Origin of the sequence: Pseudolysinimonas sp., from assembly GCF_049651805.1 — a bacterium.
GTDB lineage: Bacteria > Actinomycetota > Actinomycetes > Actinomycetales > Microbacteriaceae > Pseudolysinimonas_A.
In genome coordinates this window covers 14,276-29,491 of sequence record NZ_JBASCU010000046.1, presented here as the reverse complement: position 1 = coordinate 29,491, position 15,216 = coordinate 14,276, and the positions used below count along the sequence as shown (strand labels likewise).

Annotated in this window: 15 protein-coding genes; 10 read left to right on the top strand and 5 right to left on the bottom strand. The window is 67.6% G+C overall.

Features of this window, described 5'->3' with window-relative positions; genetic code table 11:
• Nucleotides 1-11: 11 nt before the first annotated feature.
• Nucleotides 12-1,439 (top strand): MFS transporter, encoded by a 1,428-nt coding sequence (locus tag WBL06_RS11365; RefSeq protein WP_424456143.1) that lies wholly within the window; start codon nt 12-14, stop codon nt 1,437-1,439.
• Between the two features lie 196 nt (nt 1,440-1,635).
• Here the strand turns inward: WBL06_RS11365 and WBL06_RS11360 are convergent, their stop codons facing one another.
• From WBL06_RS11360 to WBL06_RS11350, 3 genes are all read right to left on the bottom strand, one after another.
• Complete coding sequence (locus WBL06_RS11360) at nt 1,636-2,430, bottom strand: transglutaminase-like domain-containing protein (protein WP_424456141.1); 795 nt, start codon at nt 2,428-2,430, stop codon at nt 1,636-1,638.
• A gap of 94 nt (nt 2,431-2,524) precedes the next feature.
• Entirely contained in the window at nt 2,525-2,728 is a 204-nt protein-coding gene (locus tag WBL06_RS11355; RefSeq protein WP_424456139.1) for a cold-shock protein, read from the bottom strand.
• Between the two features lie 69 nt (nt 2,729-2,797).
• Nucleotides 2,798-3,925 (bottom strand): fatty acid desaturase family protein, encoded by a 1,128-nt coding sequence (locus tag WBL06_RS11350; RefSeq protein WP_424456166.1) that lies wholly within the window; start codon nt 3,923-3,925, stop codon nt 2,798-2,800.
• Nucleotides 3,926-4,085: 160 nt separating this feature from the next.
• On the opposite strand from WBL06_RS11350, the gene WBL06_RS11345 reads away from it, so the two are divergent.
• The 6 genes from WBL06_RS11345 (at nt 4,086) to WBL06_RS11320 (ending at nt 10,567) form a co-directional block, all read left to right on the top strand.
• A complete protein-coding gene (locus tag WBL06_RS11345; RefSeq protein ID WP_424456137.1) occupies nt 4,086-5,138 on the top strand; it encodes a LacI family DNA-binding transcriptional regulator in 1,053 nt (350 codons plus the stop codon).
• Between the two features lie 162 nt (nt 5,139-5,300).
• Nucleotides 5,301-6,035, top strand: a complete 735-nt coding sequence (locus WBL06_RS11340; RefSeq protein WP_424456164.1) for an L-ribulose-5-phosphate 4-epimerase — start codon at nt 5,301-5,303, stop codon at nt 6,033-6,035.
• Nucleotides 6,036-6,141: 106 nt separating this feature from the next.
• Nucleotides 6,142-7,257 (top strand): multiple monosaccharide ABC transporter substrate-binding protein, encoded by a 1,116-nt coding sequence (chvE, locus tag WBL06_RS11335; protein WP_424456135.1) that lies wholly within the window; start codon nt 6,142-6,144, stop codon nt 7,255-7,257.
• Between the two features lie 100 nt (nt 7,258-7,357).
• Nucleotides 7,358-8,887 (top strand): multiple monosaccharide ABC transporter ATP-binding protein, encoded by a 1,530-nt coding sequence (mmsA, locus tag WBL06_RS11330; protein WP_424456133.1) that lies wholly within the window; start codon nt 7,358-7,360, stop codon nt 8,885-8,887.
• The gene (gene mmsB, locus WBL06_RS11325; protein ID WP_424456131.1) at nt 8,887-10,134 is read left to right on the top strand and encodes a multiple monosaccharide ABC transporter permease; all 1,248 of its coding nucleotides are present in this window, start codon (nt 8,887-8,889) and stop codon (nt 10,132-10,134) included. Before mmsA ends, mmsB begins: the two co-directional genes overlap by 1 nt.
• 19 nt (nt 10,135-10,153) lie before the next feature.
• Entirely contained in the window at nt 10,154-10,567 is a 414-nt protein-coding gene (locus tag WBL06_RS11320) for a hypothetical protein (RefSeq protein ID WP_424456129.1), read from the top strand.
• 1 nt (nt 10,568) lies between these two features.
• Here WBL06_RS11320 and WBL06_RS11315 read toward each other — a convergent pair whose 3' ends face one another.
• On the bottom strand, nt 10,569-11,372 hold the full coding sequence (locus WBL06_RS11315) for an IclR family transcriptional regulator (RefSeq protein WP_424456127.1): 804 nt from the start codon (nt 11,370-11,372) through the stop codon (nt 10,569-10,571).
• An 82-nt stretch (nt 11,373-11,454) separates the two neighbouring features.
• On the opposite strand from WBL06_RS11315, the gene WBL06_RS11310 reads away from it, so the two are divergent.
• Genes WBL06_RS11310 through WBL06_RS11300 form a run of 3 tightly spaced genes read left to right on the top strand, consistent with a single transcriptional unit; the run spans nt 11,455 to nt 13,989 of the window.
• Nucleotides 11,455-12,174, top strand: coding sequence for a CoA transferase subunit A (locus WBL06_RS11310; RefSeq protein ID WP_424456125.1), 720 nt, complete (start codon nt 11,455-11,457; stop codon nt 12,172-12,174).
• On the top strand, nt 12,161-12,817 hold the full coding sequence (locus WBL06_RS11305; RefSeq protein WP_424456123.1) for a CoA transferase subunit B: 657 nt from the start codon (nt 12,161-12,163) through the stop codon (nt 12,815-12,817). Before WBL06_RS11310 ends, WBL06_RS11305 begins: the two co-directional genes overlap by 14 nt.
• Nucleotides 12,817-13,989, top strand: a complete 1,173-nt coding sequence (locus tag WBL06_RS11300) for an acetyl-CoA C-acyltransferase (RefSeq protein ID WP_424456121.1) — start codon at nt 12,817-12,819, stop codon at nt 13,987-13,989. Before WBL06_RS11305 ends, WBL06_RS11300 begins: the two co-directional genes overlap by 1 nt.
• A 3-nt stretch (nt 13,990-13,992) precedes the next feature.
• Here the strand turns inward: WBL06_RS11300 and WBL06_RS11295 are convergent, their stop codons facing one another.
• A complete protein-coding gene (locus WBL06_RS11295; protein WP_424456119.1) occupies nt 13,993-15,168 on the bottom strand; it encodes a 4-hydroxybenzoate 3-monooxygenase in 1,176 nt (391 codons plus the stop codon).
• Nucleotides 15,169-15,216: the final 48 nt, after the last annotated feature.

Here is a 15,216-nt window from a genome sequence, read left to right as displayed (position 1 = left end):
GGCTCGTGGACATGACTGAGCCGTCGTCGTCTTCGGCCGCCACCGACCCCGTTCCGCCGCCGAACGGCATGCGCACGTTCCTCGGCGTTCTCGTCAACACCGCGATCGCCAACGTCACCACGAGCTACCTCTGGTTCGGTCTCACCTTCTGGGTGTACCTCGAGACCCGGTCGCTACTCGCGACCGGCATCATCGGCGGTGCCTACATGCTGTTGATCGCCCTGTTCGGCATGGTGTTCGGCACGATCGTCGACCGGTTGCGCAAGCACACCGCGATGATCGTCGCGACCGGAACCTCGCTCGCGGCATTCCTGGTCGCGGGCGTGCTCTACCTGCTCTTCCCCGAGAGCGTTCTGCTCGACTACGGCGGTCCGTGGTTCTGGCTATTCGTCGGCATCATCCTGTTCGGCGGCGTGATCGAGTACATGCGCAACATCGCGTTGTCGACCACCGTGACGTTGCTCGTGCCGGTCGAGCGACACGCCAACGCCAACGGCCTCGTCGGAACGGTGCAGGGCCTCGCCTTCATGGTGACCAGCGTGTTCTCGGGCCTCTCGATCGGCATCCTCGGCATGGGCTGGACCCTGCTGATCGCGATCATCTTCACCGCCCTCGCCTTCGCGCACCTGCTGTTCCTGTCGATTCCCGAAGACAAGCCCGAGGTCATCGAGAAGGCGCCGATCATCGACGTGCGCGGCGCCCTCGGGGCGATCAAGCTCGTGCCCGGGCTGTTCGCGCTCATCCTGTTCTCGACCTTCAACAACCTCATCGGCGGCGTCTACATGGCGCTGATGGACCCCTACGGGCTCGAGCTCTTCCCCGTCGAACTGTGGGGCGTCGTATTCGCGGTCGCCTCGACCGGGTTCATCATCGGTGGGCTCGTCGTCGCCAAGTTCGGTCTCGGACGCAACCCCATCCGCACGCTGCTCATCCTCGTCATCATCATGGGCGCGCTCGGGGCGCTGTTCACGATCCGCGAGTCGTGGCTGCTCTACGCGGTGGGCATCTGGATGTACATGACCCTCATCCCCGCCGTCGAAGCGTCGGAACAGACCGTCATCCAGAAGGTCGTGCCGTTCCGCACGCAAGGCCGGGTGTTCGGCTTCGCGGCCGCGTTCGAGGCGGGGGCGGCCCCGATCACGGCGTTCATGATCGCCCCGATCGCCGAGTTCATCATCGTCCCGTATATGAACGAGGGCGGCGGAACTCAGGACTGGGCGTGGTTGCTCGGCGACGGCGAGGTGCGCGGCATCGCGATCGTGTTCCTGTTCGCCGGGCTCGCGATGGTCGTGTTCGCGCTGCTCGCGTTCCTCACCCGGTCGTACCGCACGCTGTCGAAGACCTTCGCGGGTCAGACCGAGTCGGTGAAGCCCGCCGAGGTTGACGGTGCGGATCTCGACGGTGCGGATCTCGACGAGGAGTCGTCCTCGACGCGCTGATCCGAGGCCGCGGCGCCGCCTTCGCTGCGCCACTCGTCGGTGGCACGGTCATCGGCAGCAGCGGTCGCGGCCGTCTTGCGAGCTGCCAGCTCGTCGAGTAGTTCCCGCAGACGTCCCACGGTGTCAGCCGCGGTTCGTCGCGGCGCAAGGAAGCATCCCGCAACGGTAGACCGCGCAGTTGTGCGGGCTCCCAGGTTCAGCGCAGCACGGCCAACTGAAGGGTGTCGTCGCGCGGCAGGTCGTCGACGACCGCCAACACCTGGAGGTCGGTGATCCGTACCGGAAGGTCGCCACGCGCCGACAGAAACGCGATGTCGGCGGCATCTCGACCCGTCGCGATGCGCACCATGCTCTGCCGCGGGGCGAGCGTGGTGGCATCGACCACGTGCCAGACGCCGTCGATCGCGGCCTCGGCGACGGCGTGGAAGTCCATCGGCGCGAGTCCCGGCGCGTACACCGCAACCACCCGCGCCGGAACATCCAGAGCGCGCAGGAAGGCGACGACGAGGTGCGCAAAGTCGCGGCACACACCCCGGCGCGACAGCATCGTGCTCACGGCGCCGTCGGTCGGCAGACTCGAGCCGGTGACGTACGCGACGCGCGTGCCGACCCAACTCGCGACAGCGGAGAGCAGTTCGGCGCCGCGCAGCCCCGAGAACTCGGCGACCGCGACAGGGCGCAGCATGTCGGACTCGCAGTAGCGGCTCGGGCGCAGATAGCGGATCTGTTGCATCGCGTCGATGTCGGCCTCTGCCGCCTGGCCGGTCACCGTTGCGAGGTACTCGACACGAACCGGCCCGGATCGCACGTCGAGCACGTGCAGACGGCCGCCGTGGATGTCGTCGAGCACCGTGACTGGAATTTCAGCACCCGACTGGGTCGCCGTGAAATGTTCCTCGGCCCTTTGCCCGCCGGCGATCGCGACGGCGAGGGCGAGTTGAGCCGGCCCGTCGGACTCGAGGTCGAGGGTCACGGTCACGTTGCGCTGCACGATGCATCCTCGCAGTCGGAGCTGGACGTCCGGCTGAATGGAAGAACCCCGCCCCCTTCGAGAGGGGACGGGGTTCGTTCGGTGTGCGGGACTATCAGCCCTGCGTGATGTTCGACGCCTGCGGGCCTTTCGGGCCCTGGGTCACGTCGTACGAGACCTTCTCGCCCTCATTGAGGTCGCGACGGCCCGTGCCGGCGATCGCGCTGAAGTGCGCAAACACGTCGGGAGTGCCGTCGTCGGGGGCGATGAAGCCAAAGCCCTTGTCGGCGTTGAACCATTTGACGGTTCCAGTTGCCATGATGTTGTTCTTCTCTCTACTGCGGTAAATCCCGATCGAAGTGATCGGGGGTCCGGTCTGTCGACCGGGTCAGGTGCGTCGGTATCGACCGAGCACCGGACAGGTGAAGGGGTCACGCGCGAAGCGCCCGACCCGGTTGAGGTACTCGATGACCTCCGCATAGGCGCGGGGGATCGAGGTCTCGGTATAGGGGATATCAAGCGTACGCGAGTGTTCGCGCACGATGCGGCGGGTCTTGGCCAGGTGCACGCGCGCCATGTTGGGGAACAGGTGGTGTTCGACCTGGTAGTTGAGCCCGCCGTAGATCGCGCTCGCGAGGAAGCCTCCGCGGATGTTTCGCGAAGTCGTGACCTGCTTGGTGAAGAAGTCGAGTTTGGAGTCGGCGGGGATGATCGGCATGCCGATGTGATTCACCGCGAACGCCGCCCCCATGTAGGCGCCGAACACCGCGATCTGCACGCCGAGGAACGCGAACGCCATGCCGAGCGGCAGGAACCAGAACACGACCCCGAAGAGCAGCGCGAACCGCACCGTGAGCAGGCCGAGCTCGATGTATCGGCCTTTGACGCCGCGGCGGGTGAGCAGCCACTGGTACGACTGCACGTAGAGGTTGAGGCCCTCGAGCGTCAGCAGCGGGAAGAACAGCCAGCCCTGACGCTTGTTGATGACCGCCATCAGGCCGCGGGCGTTCGTCGCCTTGCCTTCGGTGAACGCGATGATGTCGCCGGCGATGTCGGGATCTTTGCCGACCTGGTTCGGGTTGGCGTGGTGCCGGGTGTGCTTGTTCATCCACCAGGAGTAGCTCATGCCGACGATGAAGTTGCCGACGAAGCGGCCGACCCGGTCGTTCGCCGGGCCCGATGCCAGAACCTGCCGGTGGGCGGCTTCGTGCGAGAAGAACGCGAACTGGGTGAAGAGGATGCCGAGGGCAGCTGCGATGAGCAACTGCATCCAGGTGTCGCCGAGCAGCACGAAACCCGTGCCCGCGGCGATGAGCGCCAGGCCGAGCCCGGCCATCAGGGTCGCGTAGAACCACGGCGCGCGGCGGAGCAGTCCCGTCTCGCGGACCACCTGGGCCACCGCCGTGAACTGCCGGGCCGGATCGACTTTCGCGGCGGTGCGAGGGCTCGTAGCGCGGATCGGCCCGAGAGCTGCGGCGCCCGTCGAGGCGGGGTTCGAGATGTGGATCCAACCGATCGGTGGCCGCCCCGAGAGGGGTGGTGGCCGTTCATACGCCAAAGGCAGACGCCGATCGCTGTCCCCAGCCTAGGGGGTCGGCCTGGGAATCCGCTCCTCGAGGTCGATAGGGCTGAATTCAGTGCGCGCGAGGGAAGCGAAAATGCTCCAAGATCGTCATGTGAACGATCACGCGGCAGACCCGGCCGACGCCGAGCCGGGTCGCAGCCGGGCCCCCAACATCCGGGATGTCGCCCGACTGGCGGGCGTGTCGTACCAAACCGTGTCGCGTGTTCTCAACGACCACCCCAGCATCCGCGACTCGACCCGCGAACGAGTTCTCGCGGTGATCGCCGAGACCGGGTACCGGCCCAACCCCGCAGCGCGGGCCCTCGTCACGAGCCGCTCGCGCACGATCGGGGTGCTGAGTTCACAGAGTTCGCAGTACGGGCCGGCCACGAGCATCGCGGCGATCGAGATCGCGGCGCGGGATGCCGGCTATCGGTCGAGCGTCACGTCGATCGCCACGACCGATGTCACGTCGATCCGCGCGGCGCTCGACTACCTGATGAGCCAGTCGGTTGAAGCCCTCGTCGTGATCGCCCCCCAGCAGCGGGTGCTCGAGGTGATCGCCGAGATCGCACCCGACGTGCCGTACGTCACCCTGCAGACCGCGAATCTCGCCGAGGGCCACGGGATGTCGACCGACCAGACCCTCGGCGCGCGGCTCGCCACCCGGCACCTGATCGAGCTGGGCCACACCGAGATCCTGCACATCTCGGGCCCCCAGGACTGGATCGAGGCCGAGGCCCGGATGCAGGGGTACCTGGAGGAGATCAACGACGCCGACCTGCGCACGCGGGCGCCGATCCTCGGCGACTGGAGCGCGCACTTCGGCTACTACGCCGGCCTCGAACTGTTGCGTTTCCGCGACTTCTCGGCGGTCTTCGCCAGCAACGATCAGATGGCGTTGGGCTTCATGCACGCCTGCCGCGAGATGGACCTGCGCATCCCGGAAGACATCAGCCTTGTCGGCTTCGACGACATCCCGGAGGCGGCGCACTTCGCCCCGCCGCTGACGACGGTGCGGCAGAACTTCACCGAGATCGGCCGCCGCGCCGTGGCGCTGCTGATGGCGGAGCTGCGGGGCGCGGCACCCGATCATGAGCTCGTGGTCCCCGAGCTCATCGTGCGGCAATCGACGGCGGAACCGCACGCGTCGATGCGCAACTGACCGCGGCTCATGTCACGTTCGGGTCACGGCTGAGGTAATCCGTTTGCGGATGTGACCGTTTCGTGTTTACGATGAGCCGTCTCGTGTGACCGGTCACATGGTGGCGGGGCAAGTGGTCCGAAAGAGCGACGATGGAGTCACAGCGTGGTTGAGCAAGAAGCGGTGCGCACGGGAACCCCCGGTGCCTCCACCGACTTCACCCCCGAACTCCAGGTCACCATCGCCCGGGTGCGCGAAGAGGTCTCGGCCCTTCACGCCGAACTCGTGCGCTACGGCCTCGTCGTCTGGACCGGCGGCAACGTCTCCGCCCGCGTGCCCGGCGCCGACCTGTTCGTGATCAAGCCGAGCGGCGTCGCCTACGACGACCTCGCCCCGGCCAACATGATCCTCTGCGACCTCGACGGCGCGATCATCCCTGACACCCCCGGCGCCGACCGAGCCCCGTCGAGCGACACCGCGGCGCACGCCCACGTCTACCGGAACATGCCGGAGGTCGGTGGCGTCGTACACACGCACTCGCCGTACGCGACCGCCTGGGCAGCGCGCGGCGAAGCCATCCCCTGCGTGCTCACCGCGATCGCCGACGAGTTCGGCGGCGAGATCCCGGTCGGGCCGTTCGCCGTCATCGGCGACGCCTCGATCGGCGAAGGCATCGTCAAGACCCTCTCCGGCCACCGGTCGCGCGCCGTGCTCATGCAGGGCCACGGGCCGTTCACGATCGGCTCCGACGCGCGCGACGCGGTCAAGGCGGCCGTCATGGTCGAGGATGCCGCCCGCGCCGTGCACCTCGCGCGTCAGCTCGGCGAGGTGGCCCCGCTGCCCGCCGACGCGATCGACAGCCTCTTCGCGCGCTACCAGAACGTTTACGGACAGCATCCCGAAAGGGACCTTCCGTGACCCCCAGACTCCCCGGGCAACAGCCCGGACGAGACGCCCGGCTTTCATGGACGATGCCGGGTATTGCACTAACGAACTTGGCGTCCATTCAGAAAGGAATCACACAGTGAAGAAGCGAAGTGTGCTCGCGCTCGTCGCCTCCGCTGCCGTTGCGCTCGGCCTCGTGGCCTGCGCGCCGGCGGCAGGCGGTGGCGGCGACAGCGAAGGCGGCCTCATCGGCATCGCCATGCCCACCCGTTCCTCGGAGCGCTGGATTCAGGACGGCGACGCCCTGAAGGCCCAGTTCGAGGAGGCCGGCTTCGAGGTCGACCTGCAGTATGCAGAGGACGACATCCCGACGCAGGTCAGCCAGATCGAGAACATGGTCACCAAGGGCGCTGTGGCGCTCGTCGTGGCCGCGATCGACGGCACCACCCTCACCACCGTGCTCGAAGAAGCCGCCAGCCAGGATGTCGTCGTCATCGCGTACGACCGCCTGCTGCGTGAGACCGAAGCGGTGAGCTACTACGCGACGTTCGACAACTTCAAGGTCGGACAGCAGCAGGCGTGGTCGGTGCTCAACGGCCTCGGCCTGACCGAGCTCGACGGCACCCCGATCGCGGACGCTCCTGCCGGACCGTTCAACATCGAGCTGTTCGCCGGCTCGCTCGACGACAACAACGCGTTCTTCTTCTTCAACGGCGCGATGGATGTGCTCCAGCCGCTGATCGACGACGGAACGCTCGTCGTGAAGTCGGGTCAGACCGACATCGAGCAAGTCGCCACGCTGCGCTGGGACGGTGAGACCGCTCAGAGCCGCATGGAGGACATCCTCGCGTCGCAGTTCTCGGACGGCTCGACGGTCGACGCCGTGCTGTCGCCTTACGACGGCATCAGCCGTGGCATCATCTCCGCCCTGACCGACGCCGGCTACACCGTCGGCGCCGACTTCCCGATCATCTCGGGTCAGGACGCGGAGCTGGACAGCGTCAAGGCGATCATCGCCGGTGAGCAGTACGCGACCATCTTCAAGGACACGCGCCTGCTCGCCGCCAAGGCCGCCGAGATCACGATCGCCGCGCTGAGCGGCGAGGAGCCGGAGATCAACGACACCGAGACCTACGACAACGGCGTGAAGGTCGTTCCGTCGTACCTGCTCGAGCCGTTCATCGTCGTGGCGGACAACATCCAGGAGCAGCTGGTCGACAGCGGCTACTGGACCGAAGAGGAGATCAACGGCTAAGTCCGTCTTCTCTTCACCTCTCCTGGTGGGGGGAGCTACGCTCCCCCCACCGGCAGTTCCCGAATACAACGTCGCTTCTTAGAAAGCTGGTCGGATCGCGATGGCGAACACCCTCCTTGAGATGCGGGACATCACCAAGACGTTCCCGGGCGTCAAGGCCCTGCAGAACGTGACCCTCGAGGTCGAGCCCGGCGAGGTGCACGCGATCTGCGGCGAGAACGGCGCCGGCAAGTCGACCCTCATGAAAGTGCTCTCGGGCGTCTACCCGCACGGCACGTACGACGGCACCATCCTCTTCGAGGGTCGCGAGATGAACTTCCGCACCCTGCGCGACAGCGAGGCCGAAGGCATCGTCATCATCCACCAGGAGCTCGCCTTGAGCCCCTACCTCTCGATCGCCGAGAACATCTTCCTCAACAACGAGGTCAAGGGCCGCTTCGGTCTCATCGACTGGAACAAGGCCAACCAGGAGGCGAAGAAACTTCTCGCCCGCGTCGGGCTGAGCGAGAACCCGACCACCAAGATCCGCGACATCGGCGTCGGAAAGCAGCAGCTCGTCGAGATCGCGAAGGCGCTGAGCAAGCGCGTGAAACTGCTCATCCTCGACGAGCCCACGGCGGCGCTCAACGACGAGGACTCCGACCACCTGCTCGACCTGATCCTGCACCTCAAGGGTCAGGGCATCACGAGCATCATCATCAGCCACAAGCTCAACGAGATCAAGAAGGTCGCCGACCGCGTCACCGTCATTCGTGACGGCAAGGCGATCGAGACGATCGCGAAGACCGACGTGACCGAAGACCGCATCATCAAAGACATGGTCGGTCGCGATCTCGAACACCGCTACCCCGATCACACCCCGCACATCGGCGAGGAGGTGCTGCGTGTCGAGGACTGGACGGTCCACCACCCCCAAGACCCGGGCCGGGTCGTCGTCGACAACGTCGATCTCACCGTGCGAGCCGGCGAGATCGTCGGCATCGCCGGGCTCATGGGCGCGGGACGCACCGAGTTCGCGATGAGCGTGTTCGGGCGGTCCTACGGAACGCGCATCTCGGGCAAGGTCTTCAAGAACGGCAAGCAGATCCGCATCCGCAACGTCGCAGAGGCGATCGATCACGGCATCGCGTACGCGACCGAAGACCGCAAGTACTACGGCCTCAACCTCATCGAAGACATCAAGCGCAACATCTCGGTCGCGTCGTTGAAGAAGCTGTCGCGCGGGGGACTGGTCAACGACGGCGAAGAGTTCAAGGTCGCCAACCAGTACCGCAAAGAGATGAACATCAAGGCGCCGAGCGTGCTCGTGCCCACCGGCAAGCTCTCCGGCGGCAACCAGCAGAAGGTCGTGCTGTCGAAATGGATCTACTCCGCCCCCGACGTGCTCATCCTCGATGAGCCGACGCGCGGTATCGACGTCGGCGCCAAGTACGAGATCTACACGATCATCAACCGGCTCGCCGCCGAGGGGAAGGCGATCATCGTCATCTCGTCGGAGCTGCCCGAGCTGATCGGCATCTGCGACCGCATCTACGCCCTGTCCGAAGGCCGGATCACCGGGGAACTCCCGATCGAGAAGGCAACCCCCGAAGCACTCATCAAGCTCATGACCATGGAGGCCCCGCGCTGATGTCCGAACCGACCACTCGCACCACCGTCGCCGAGACGTCGTCGCCCCCGACCAACCGCATTACGTCGGCGCTGGCCCACGTCGTCACCGACCTCGGCCGCAACGGCATCTTCGTCGCCCTCATCGCGGTCGTCGTGCTGTTCTCGATCACCACGAGCGGGGTGCTGCTGCGTCCGCAGAACATCTCCAACCTGATCGTGCAGAACGGGTACATCCTCGTGCTCGCGATCGGGATGGTATTCATCATCGTCGCCGGGCACATCGACCTCTCCGTCGGGTCGGTCGCCGCGTTCATCGGCGCCGTCTCGGGGGTGCTGGTATCGCCGTTGTATCTCGGGTTGCCGTGGTGGGCCGCGATCGTCATCTCGCTGCTGGTCGGGGCGGTGGTGGGGGCCTGGCAAGGCTTCTGGGTCGCCTTCGTCGGCATCCCAGCGTTCATCGTGACGCTGGCCGGCATGCTGATCTTCCGCGGGCTCGCGCTCGTCACCCTCGGCAACCAGAACATCGGGTCGTTCCCCGCCGAGTACCGGGCGCTCGGCAACGGCTTCCTCAGCTTCCTTGAGGTGCCGTACGGCGCGCGCGGGCACATCGACCTCATCACCCTCATGGCGGGCGGGCTCGCGATCATCGGCATCGTCGTGCAGTCGCTGCGCACCCGCCGCGGACGTCAGAGCTACGCCCAGGAGGTCGAGCCGCTCGGCTGGTTCCTGCTCAAGATGGCGCTCGCCGTCTTCGGCATCGGGGCGTTCGCCTTCGCGCTCGCCCAGGCGAAGGGCCTGCCGATCACGCTCATCGTGCTCGCCGCGCTCGTGCTCATCTACGGCATCATCCAGAACCGGTCGGTGTTCGGGCGCCACGTCTACGCGATCGGCGGCAACCGCCACGCCGCCGAGCTGTCGGGCATCAAGACTCGCCAGGTGGACTTCTGGCTGTTCGTCAACATGGGCACCCTCGCGGCGCTCGCCGGCCTGATCTTCACGGCGCGCCTCAACCTGGCCGGCCCGAAGGCCGGTGACGGCTTCGAGCTCGAGGCGATCTCGGCCGCCTTCATCGGCGGCGCGGCGGTACAGGGCGGCGTAGGCACCATCGGCGGCGCGATCATCGGTGGTCTCATCATCGGCGTGCTCAACAACGGCATGTCGCTCATGGGGATCGGCATCGAGTGGCAACAGGCGGTCAAGGGCCTGGTGCTGCTGCTCGCCGTCGCGTTCGACGTCTTCAACAAGCGGCGCTCCGGCGGGCGTTGACACATGGGATATTGACACCATGATCGAGCGCGACCCCGCCCAGTTGCCCGGCCCGACGGCCGGCCAGTGGCAGGGTCGCGCCCGGCTGGTGCTTGCGGCATCGATCGGCGTGCTGCTGGTCACTCTCGCCGCGCTCGGCTTCGGCTGGCGGCCGCATCCGGCGGTTCTGATCGTGCCGGGCGCGATCGTGCTCGTGGACTTCGTCGCCTGGATCGTCCTCGGAGAGTTTGCCCTGCGCCGGATGCGGGTGGAGCACGACAACGGCTACTCGACGACTCTCGACGTGAACGAGATCGATCTGCGGGATCCGCGCACGGGCGTGCTGGTTCGCGCCGCCGGGGAACCGCCGGTTCAGCCCCGACGGGATGCGCTCGTCTGGCGCATGCTGCAGTTTCCGCGCGGCTCGCTGCTGGAACGCCCGCCGCGCGAGTGACTCAGCGCCCGCGCAACGCTTGCGTCAGCCGGTGGGCGTGCTCGAGCAGCAGCCGCCCGAGTTCCGGTCGTCGGTCGGCCGAGAAGCGCGCCTCGATGCCGGTGAGGCTGAGCGCCCACGCGGGTTGATCGGAACCGTCGAACACGGCGGCACCCATGCCCCAACTGCCCTCGACGAGCAGCCCGGGGTTGAGGGCGTATCCGGCGGCGCGAGTGGCGGCGACACGTTCCCGCACGAGCTCGGTCTCGTGTGCCGGCCCGAACGCCGATAGGTCGGCCGAGGCCAGGTAGCGCTCGATCGTCGCGTCAGGCAGGAAAGCCAGGATGGCGAGGCCGGCCGAGGCGACCCCGAGTGGAAAGCGGATGCCCTCGTGCAGTACGTGCGAGCGGATAGGGAAGGCCCCGTCTTCCCGCAACAGGCAGACGGTCTCGTCGCCGCGCCGCGCCGAGAGGAAGGCGCTCTCGCCCGTGGCCTCGGCGAGGGCGCGCACGACCGGGCGTGCCGAGGCCGTGATGTCGTAGCGCTCGGCGGCGGCCGCGCCGAGCAGATAGAGCTCCGGCCCCGGAACCCAGCGACCCGAGAGAGCATCGTGGTCGATGAAGCCTTCGGCCGCGAGGGAGGCGAGCAGCCGGTGTGCGGTGGGGCGCGTGAGTCCGGTCGCGATGGCGACGGCCGAGGTGCTCAAGCCGCGCGGCATCGCGGCGCCCACGGCGCGCAGCACCGCGGCGGCGCGGCCGATCACCTGAGTACCGGGAACAGTCGTCACGTCCACATTATGGACGCCTCTCGGGGCAGGTGGCCACATCGCGACCGATCTTCGACAGACAGCCTTGAAGAACGTACGCTGAGCCTCGACCACGATGTGGGCACGCGCACGAAGGAGTGGCATGGCTCAGAAGATCTGGCCGTCGGCGACGGAAGCCCTCGCCGGCGTCGTCGAAGACGGGATGACGATCGCGGTCGGCGGGTTCGGCCTGAGCGGCAACCCGACCAACCTCATCCGCGCGCTGCGCGACACCGGGGCGAAAGACCTCACCATCGTGTCGAACAACATGGGCGTCGACGGCAAGGGCCTCGGCCTGCTGCTCGAGAACAAGCAGGTCAAGAAGGTCATCGCCTCCTACGTCGGCGAGAACAAGCTGTTCGCCGAGCAGTACCTCTCGGGCGAACTCGAGGTGGAGTTCGCACCCCAGGGCACGCTTGCCGAGCGGTTGCGCGCGGGGGGCGCCGGCATCCCGGGCTTCTACACCCCGACCGGCGTCGGCACCCCGATCGCCGAGGGCAAACCCGAGGCCGAGTTCGACGGGCGTCGCGTGATTCTCGAGCGCGGGATCGTCGCCGATGTGGCGCTCGTGCGGGCCCGGTGGGCCGACCCGTACGGCAACCTGCGCTACCGGCTCACCGCCCGAAACTTCAACCCGCTCGTCGCGACCGCGGGCAAGGTGACCCTCGCCGAGGCGGAGGAGATCGTCGACGGGTTCATCGACCCCGACGACGTGATGACTCCCGGGATCTTCGTGCAGCGGCTCGTGCTCGCGGAGGACCTGACGAAAGAGATCGAGCAGCGCACGGTTCGCCCCAAGGAGGCCGCTCATGTGGACGCGTGACGAGATGGCCGCCATCGCGGCCCGTGAACTCAAGGACGGCGACTACGTCAACCTCGGCATCGGCATCCCGACGCTCGTCGCCAACAACCTGCCTGCCGGAGTCTCGGTGACGCTGCAAAGCGAGAACGGCATCCTCGGCATGGGGCCGTTCCCCTATGAAGGGGAAGAGGATGCCGACCTCATCAACGCGGGCAAGCAGACCGTGACGCTGTTGCCGGGTGCCGCGGTGTTCGACTCGGCGATGTCGTTCGGGATGATCCGTGGCGGTCACGTCGCGACCGCGATCCTCGGGGCGCTCCAGGTCGCGGGCAACGGGGATCTGGCGAACTGGACCATCCCGGGCAAACTCGTGAAGGGCATGGGCGGCGCGATGGATCTCGTCGCCGGCACCCCCTACGTCATCGTCGTCACCGAGCACGTCGCGAAAGACGGCAGCCCGAAGATCGTCGAGACCTGCGATCTGCCGCTCACCGGGGTCGGCGTCGTCGACCGGATCGTCAGCGACCGCGCCGTGTTCGATGTCACGCCCGACGGGCTGGTGTTGCGCGAGATCGCGCCGGGAGAAGATGTAGAAGAGCTGCGGACGCTGACCGGGGCACCGTTCACCGTCGAGTTGGGCACCGTCGAACTGGAGGCACACTGATGGCCGTCGTCATCGCGGGCTACGCCCGCACCCCGTTCTCCCGCTTCACCGGCCGGTTCGCCGACATCCCGGCATCCGACCTCGCGGCGCACGCCATCCGGGCGGCGCTCGCTCGGGCCGCTGTCGAGGCGGCAGAAGTCGAGCGCATCTGGGGTGGTCAGGTGTTGCCGGCCGCCGCGGGCCAGGGGCCGATTCGTCAGGCGGCCGTCGGCGCGGGCATCCCGCTCTCGTCGCCGGCGATGACGATCAACGCCGTCTGCCTGTCGGGGATGGAAGCGGTCATCGCGGCCGCCCGCAACATCGAGGCCGGCGAGCACGGCATCGTCGTCGCCGCCGGCATGGAGTCGATGTCGCGCGCTCCGCACGCCTACCGGGCCCGCGCCGGGGTCAAGTACGGCGCCATCGAGATGGTCGACACCCTCGAACACGACGCGCTGCTCGACTCGTTCGAGCACGTCTCAATGGGGGCCTCGACCGAAGACGGCAACGCCGAACACAAGGTCACGCGTGAGGCTCAGGATGCCTGGGCCGCGGGGTCTCATCAGCGTTCTGTGGCATCCGCCGCCTTCCTCGCGGAAGAGATCGCCCCGTACACGCTCACCTCGCGCGCGGGCGAGACGGTCGTGACGGATGACGACGGCGTGCGGGCCGACACGACGCCCGAGTCGCTGGCGAAGCTTCGTGGCGCGTTCTCGCCCACCGGATCGATCACTGCGGGCAACTCGTCGCAGATCACCGACGGCGCCGCGGCTCTCGTGCTCATGTCAGAGGAGACGGCCACCGCACGCGGGATCACGCCGCTCGCCCGCATCGAGAGCCACGCCGCCGTGGCCGGGCCTGACACGCGGCTGCACGCCCAGCCGGCCAACGCCATCCTGGCTGCCCTCGCGCGGCTCGAGGGGGTCACGCCGGCCGACCTCGCTGCCGTCGAGATCAACGAGGCGTTCGCCGCGGTCGCGGTGCGCTCGGTCGAACTTCTGGGAATCGACGGTGCGATCGTGAACGCCCACGGCGGCGCGATCGCGCTCGGGCATCCGGTCGGTGCCTCGGGCGCCCGCATCGTCGGCACCCTCGCCCGGCAGCTCGTCGCCGCCGGGTCGGGATCGTACGGCGCTGCCGGCATCTGCGGCGGTGGCGGCCAGGGTTCTGCGGTCATCCTTCGCGCGTTCTGAGGGTCAGTCGTAGGGCCAGCCGGTGTAGGCCTCGGCGAGGTAAGTCATCGCCGCGTCCGACGAGACGACGCTCTCGAGTTCGCCGATCTGCCGACGGCGGTCGAAGTCGCTCGCGTCGGGGGTCGAGTGCAACATGCTCGTCATCCACCACGAGAAGTGCTGGGCGCGCCAGATGCGATGCAGGGCGCGTTCCTCGTAGCGGTCGAGCTCGGTTGTGTCGTTGCGGGTGAAGAGCGCGAGCAGACCCTCGTGCAGGATGCGCACATCGTTGACCGCGAGGTTCAGGCCCTTCGCGCCGGTCGGGGGCACGGTGTGGGCGGCATCCCCGGCCAGGAAGACCCGGCCCTTCTGCAGCTTGTGGGCGACGAAGGAGCGGAAGCGCAACACGTCGCGCTGGAAGATCGGGCCCTCGTGCAGGGTGCGGCCGGCGACGCGGGTCTGGAGGGAATCCCAGATCTGGGCGTCGCTCCACTCGTTCGGGTCCTGCTCGGGGTCGCACTGCAGGTACATGCGCTGCACCGTCGCCGAGCGCTGGCTGATGAGGGCGAAACCGTTGTCGGAATTGGCGTAGATGAGCTCGTCGGATGACGGGGGAGCCTCGCAGAGGATGCCGAACCAGGCGAACGGGTACTCCCGGAAGTAGCCGCCGGTCATCGAGCCGACGACGGCGGTGCGGGCGACGCTGCGGGATCCGTCGGCGCCGATCACGACATCCGCGACGATCTCGAACGGCTGGCCCGCGGCATCCTTCCCCACCACGCGGGGGGCCTCGGTTGTGCCGTCGACGTCGATGGCCTCGTGCTCGAAGCGGATGTCGCCGCCGTCGGCGATCCGCCGCGCGAGCAGGTCGATGAGAACCTCGTGCTGCGGGTAGAGGTAGACGGCGCGGCCGACCAGCTTCTGGAAGTCGATGCGGTGACCCTCGCCCTGGAACTGCAGCTCGATGCCCTCGTGGCGGTGGGCCTCTTTCAGGACGCGGTCCGAGGCGCCGGTCTCGACGAGCAGGTCGACGGTGCCGTTCTCGAGGATGCCCGCGCGGATCGTCTTCTCGATGTCGGCGCGGGTGCGGTTGTCGATGACGATCGACTCGATGCCGTCGAGGTGCAGCAGGTGGGAGAGCAGCAGCCCGGCGGGGCCGGCGCCGACGATGGCGACGCGGGTGCGGATGGGGGTGGGCATGTGATCTCCTTCGATCGTTCTCGGGACTTTCGCCAGTTTGGGGTGCTC

Bases quoted from the DNA above. Each gene is read 5' to 3' on its own strand.
- WBL06_RS11365 (WP_424456143.1), top strand. From the start codon at position 12: ATGACTGAGCCGTCGTCGTCTTCGGCCGCCACCGACCCCGTTCCGCCG.
- WBL06_RS11355 (WP_424456139.1), bottom strand. From the start codon at position 2,728: ATGGCAACTGGAACCGTCAAATGGTTCAACGCCGACAAGGGCTTTGGC.
- mmsA (WP_424456133.1), top strand. From the start codon at position 7,358: ATGGCGAACACCCTCCTTGAGATGCGGGACATCACCAAGACGTTCCCG.
- mmsB (WP_424456131.1), top strand. From the start codon at position 8,887: ATGTCCGAACCGACCACTCGCACCACCGTCGCCGAGACGTCGTCGCCC.
- WBL06_RS11320 (WP_424456129.1), top strand. From the start codon at position 10,154: ATGATCGAGCGCGACCCCGCCCAGTTGCCCGGCCCGACGGCCGGCCAG.
- WBL06_RS11315 (WP_424456127.1), bottom strand. From the start codon at position 11,372: ATGTGGCCACCTGCCCCGAGAGGCGTCCATAATGTGGACGTGACGACT.
- WBL06_RS11310 (WP_424456125.1), top strand. From the start codon at position 11,455: ATGGCTCAGAAGATCTGGCCGTCGGCGACGGAAGCCCTCGCCGGCGTC.
- WBL06_RS11305 (WP_424456123.1), top strand. From the start codon at position 12,161: ATGTGGACGCGTGACGAGATGGCCGCCATCGCGGCCCGTGAACTCAAG.
- WBL06_RS11300 (WP_424456121.1), top strand. From the start codon at position 12,817: ATGGCCGTCGTCATCGCGGGCTACGCCCGCACCCCGTTCTCCCGCTTC.
- WBL06_RS11295 (WP_424456119.1), bottom strand. From the start codon at position 15,168: ATGCCCACCCCCATCCGCACCCGCGTCGCCATCGTCGGCGCCGGCCCC.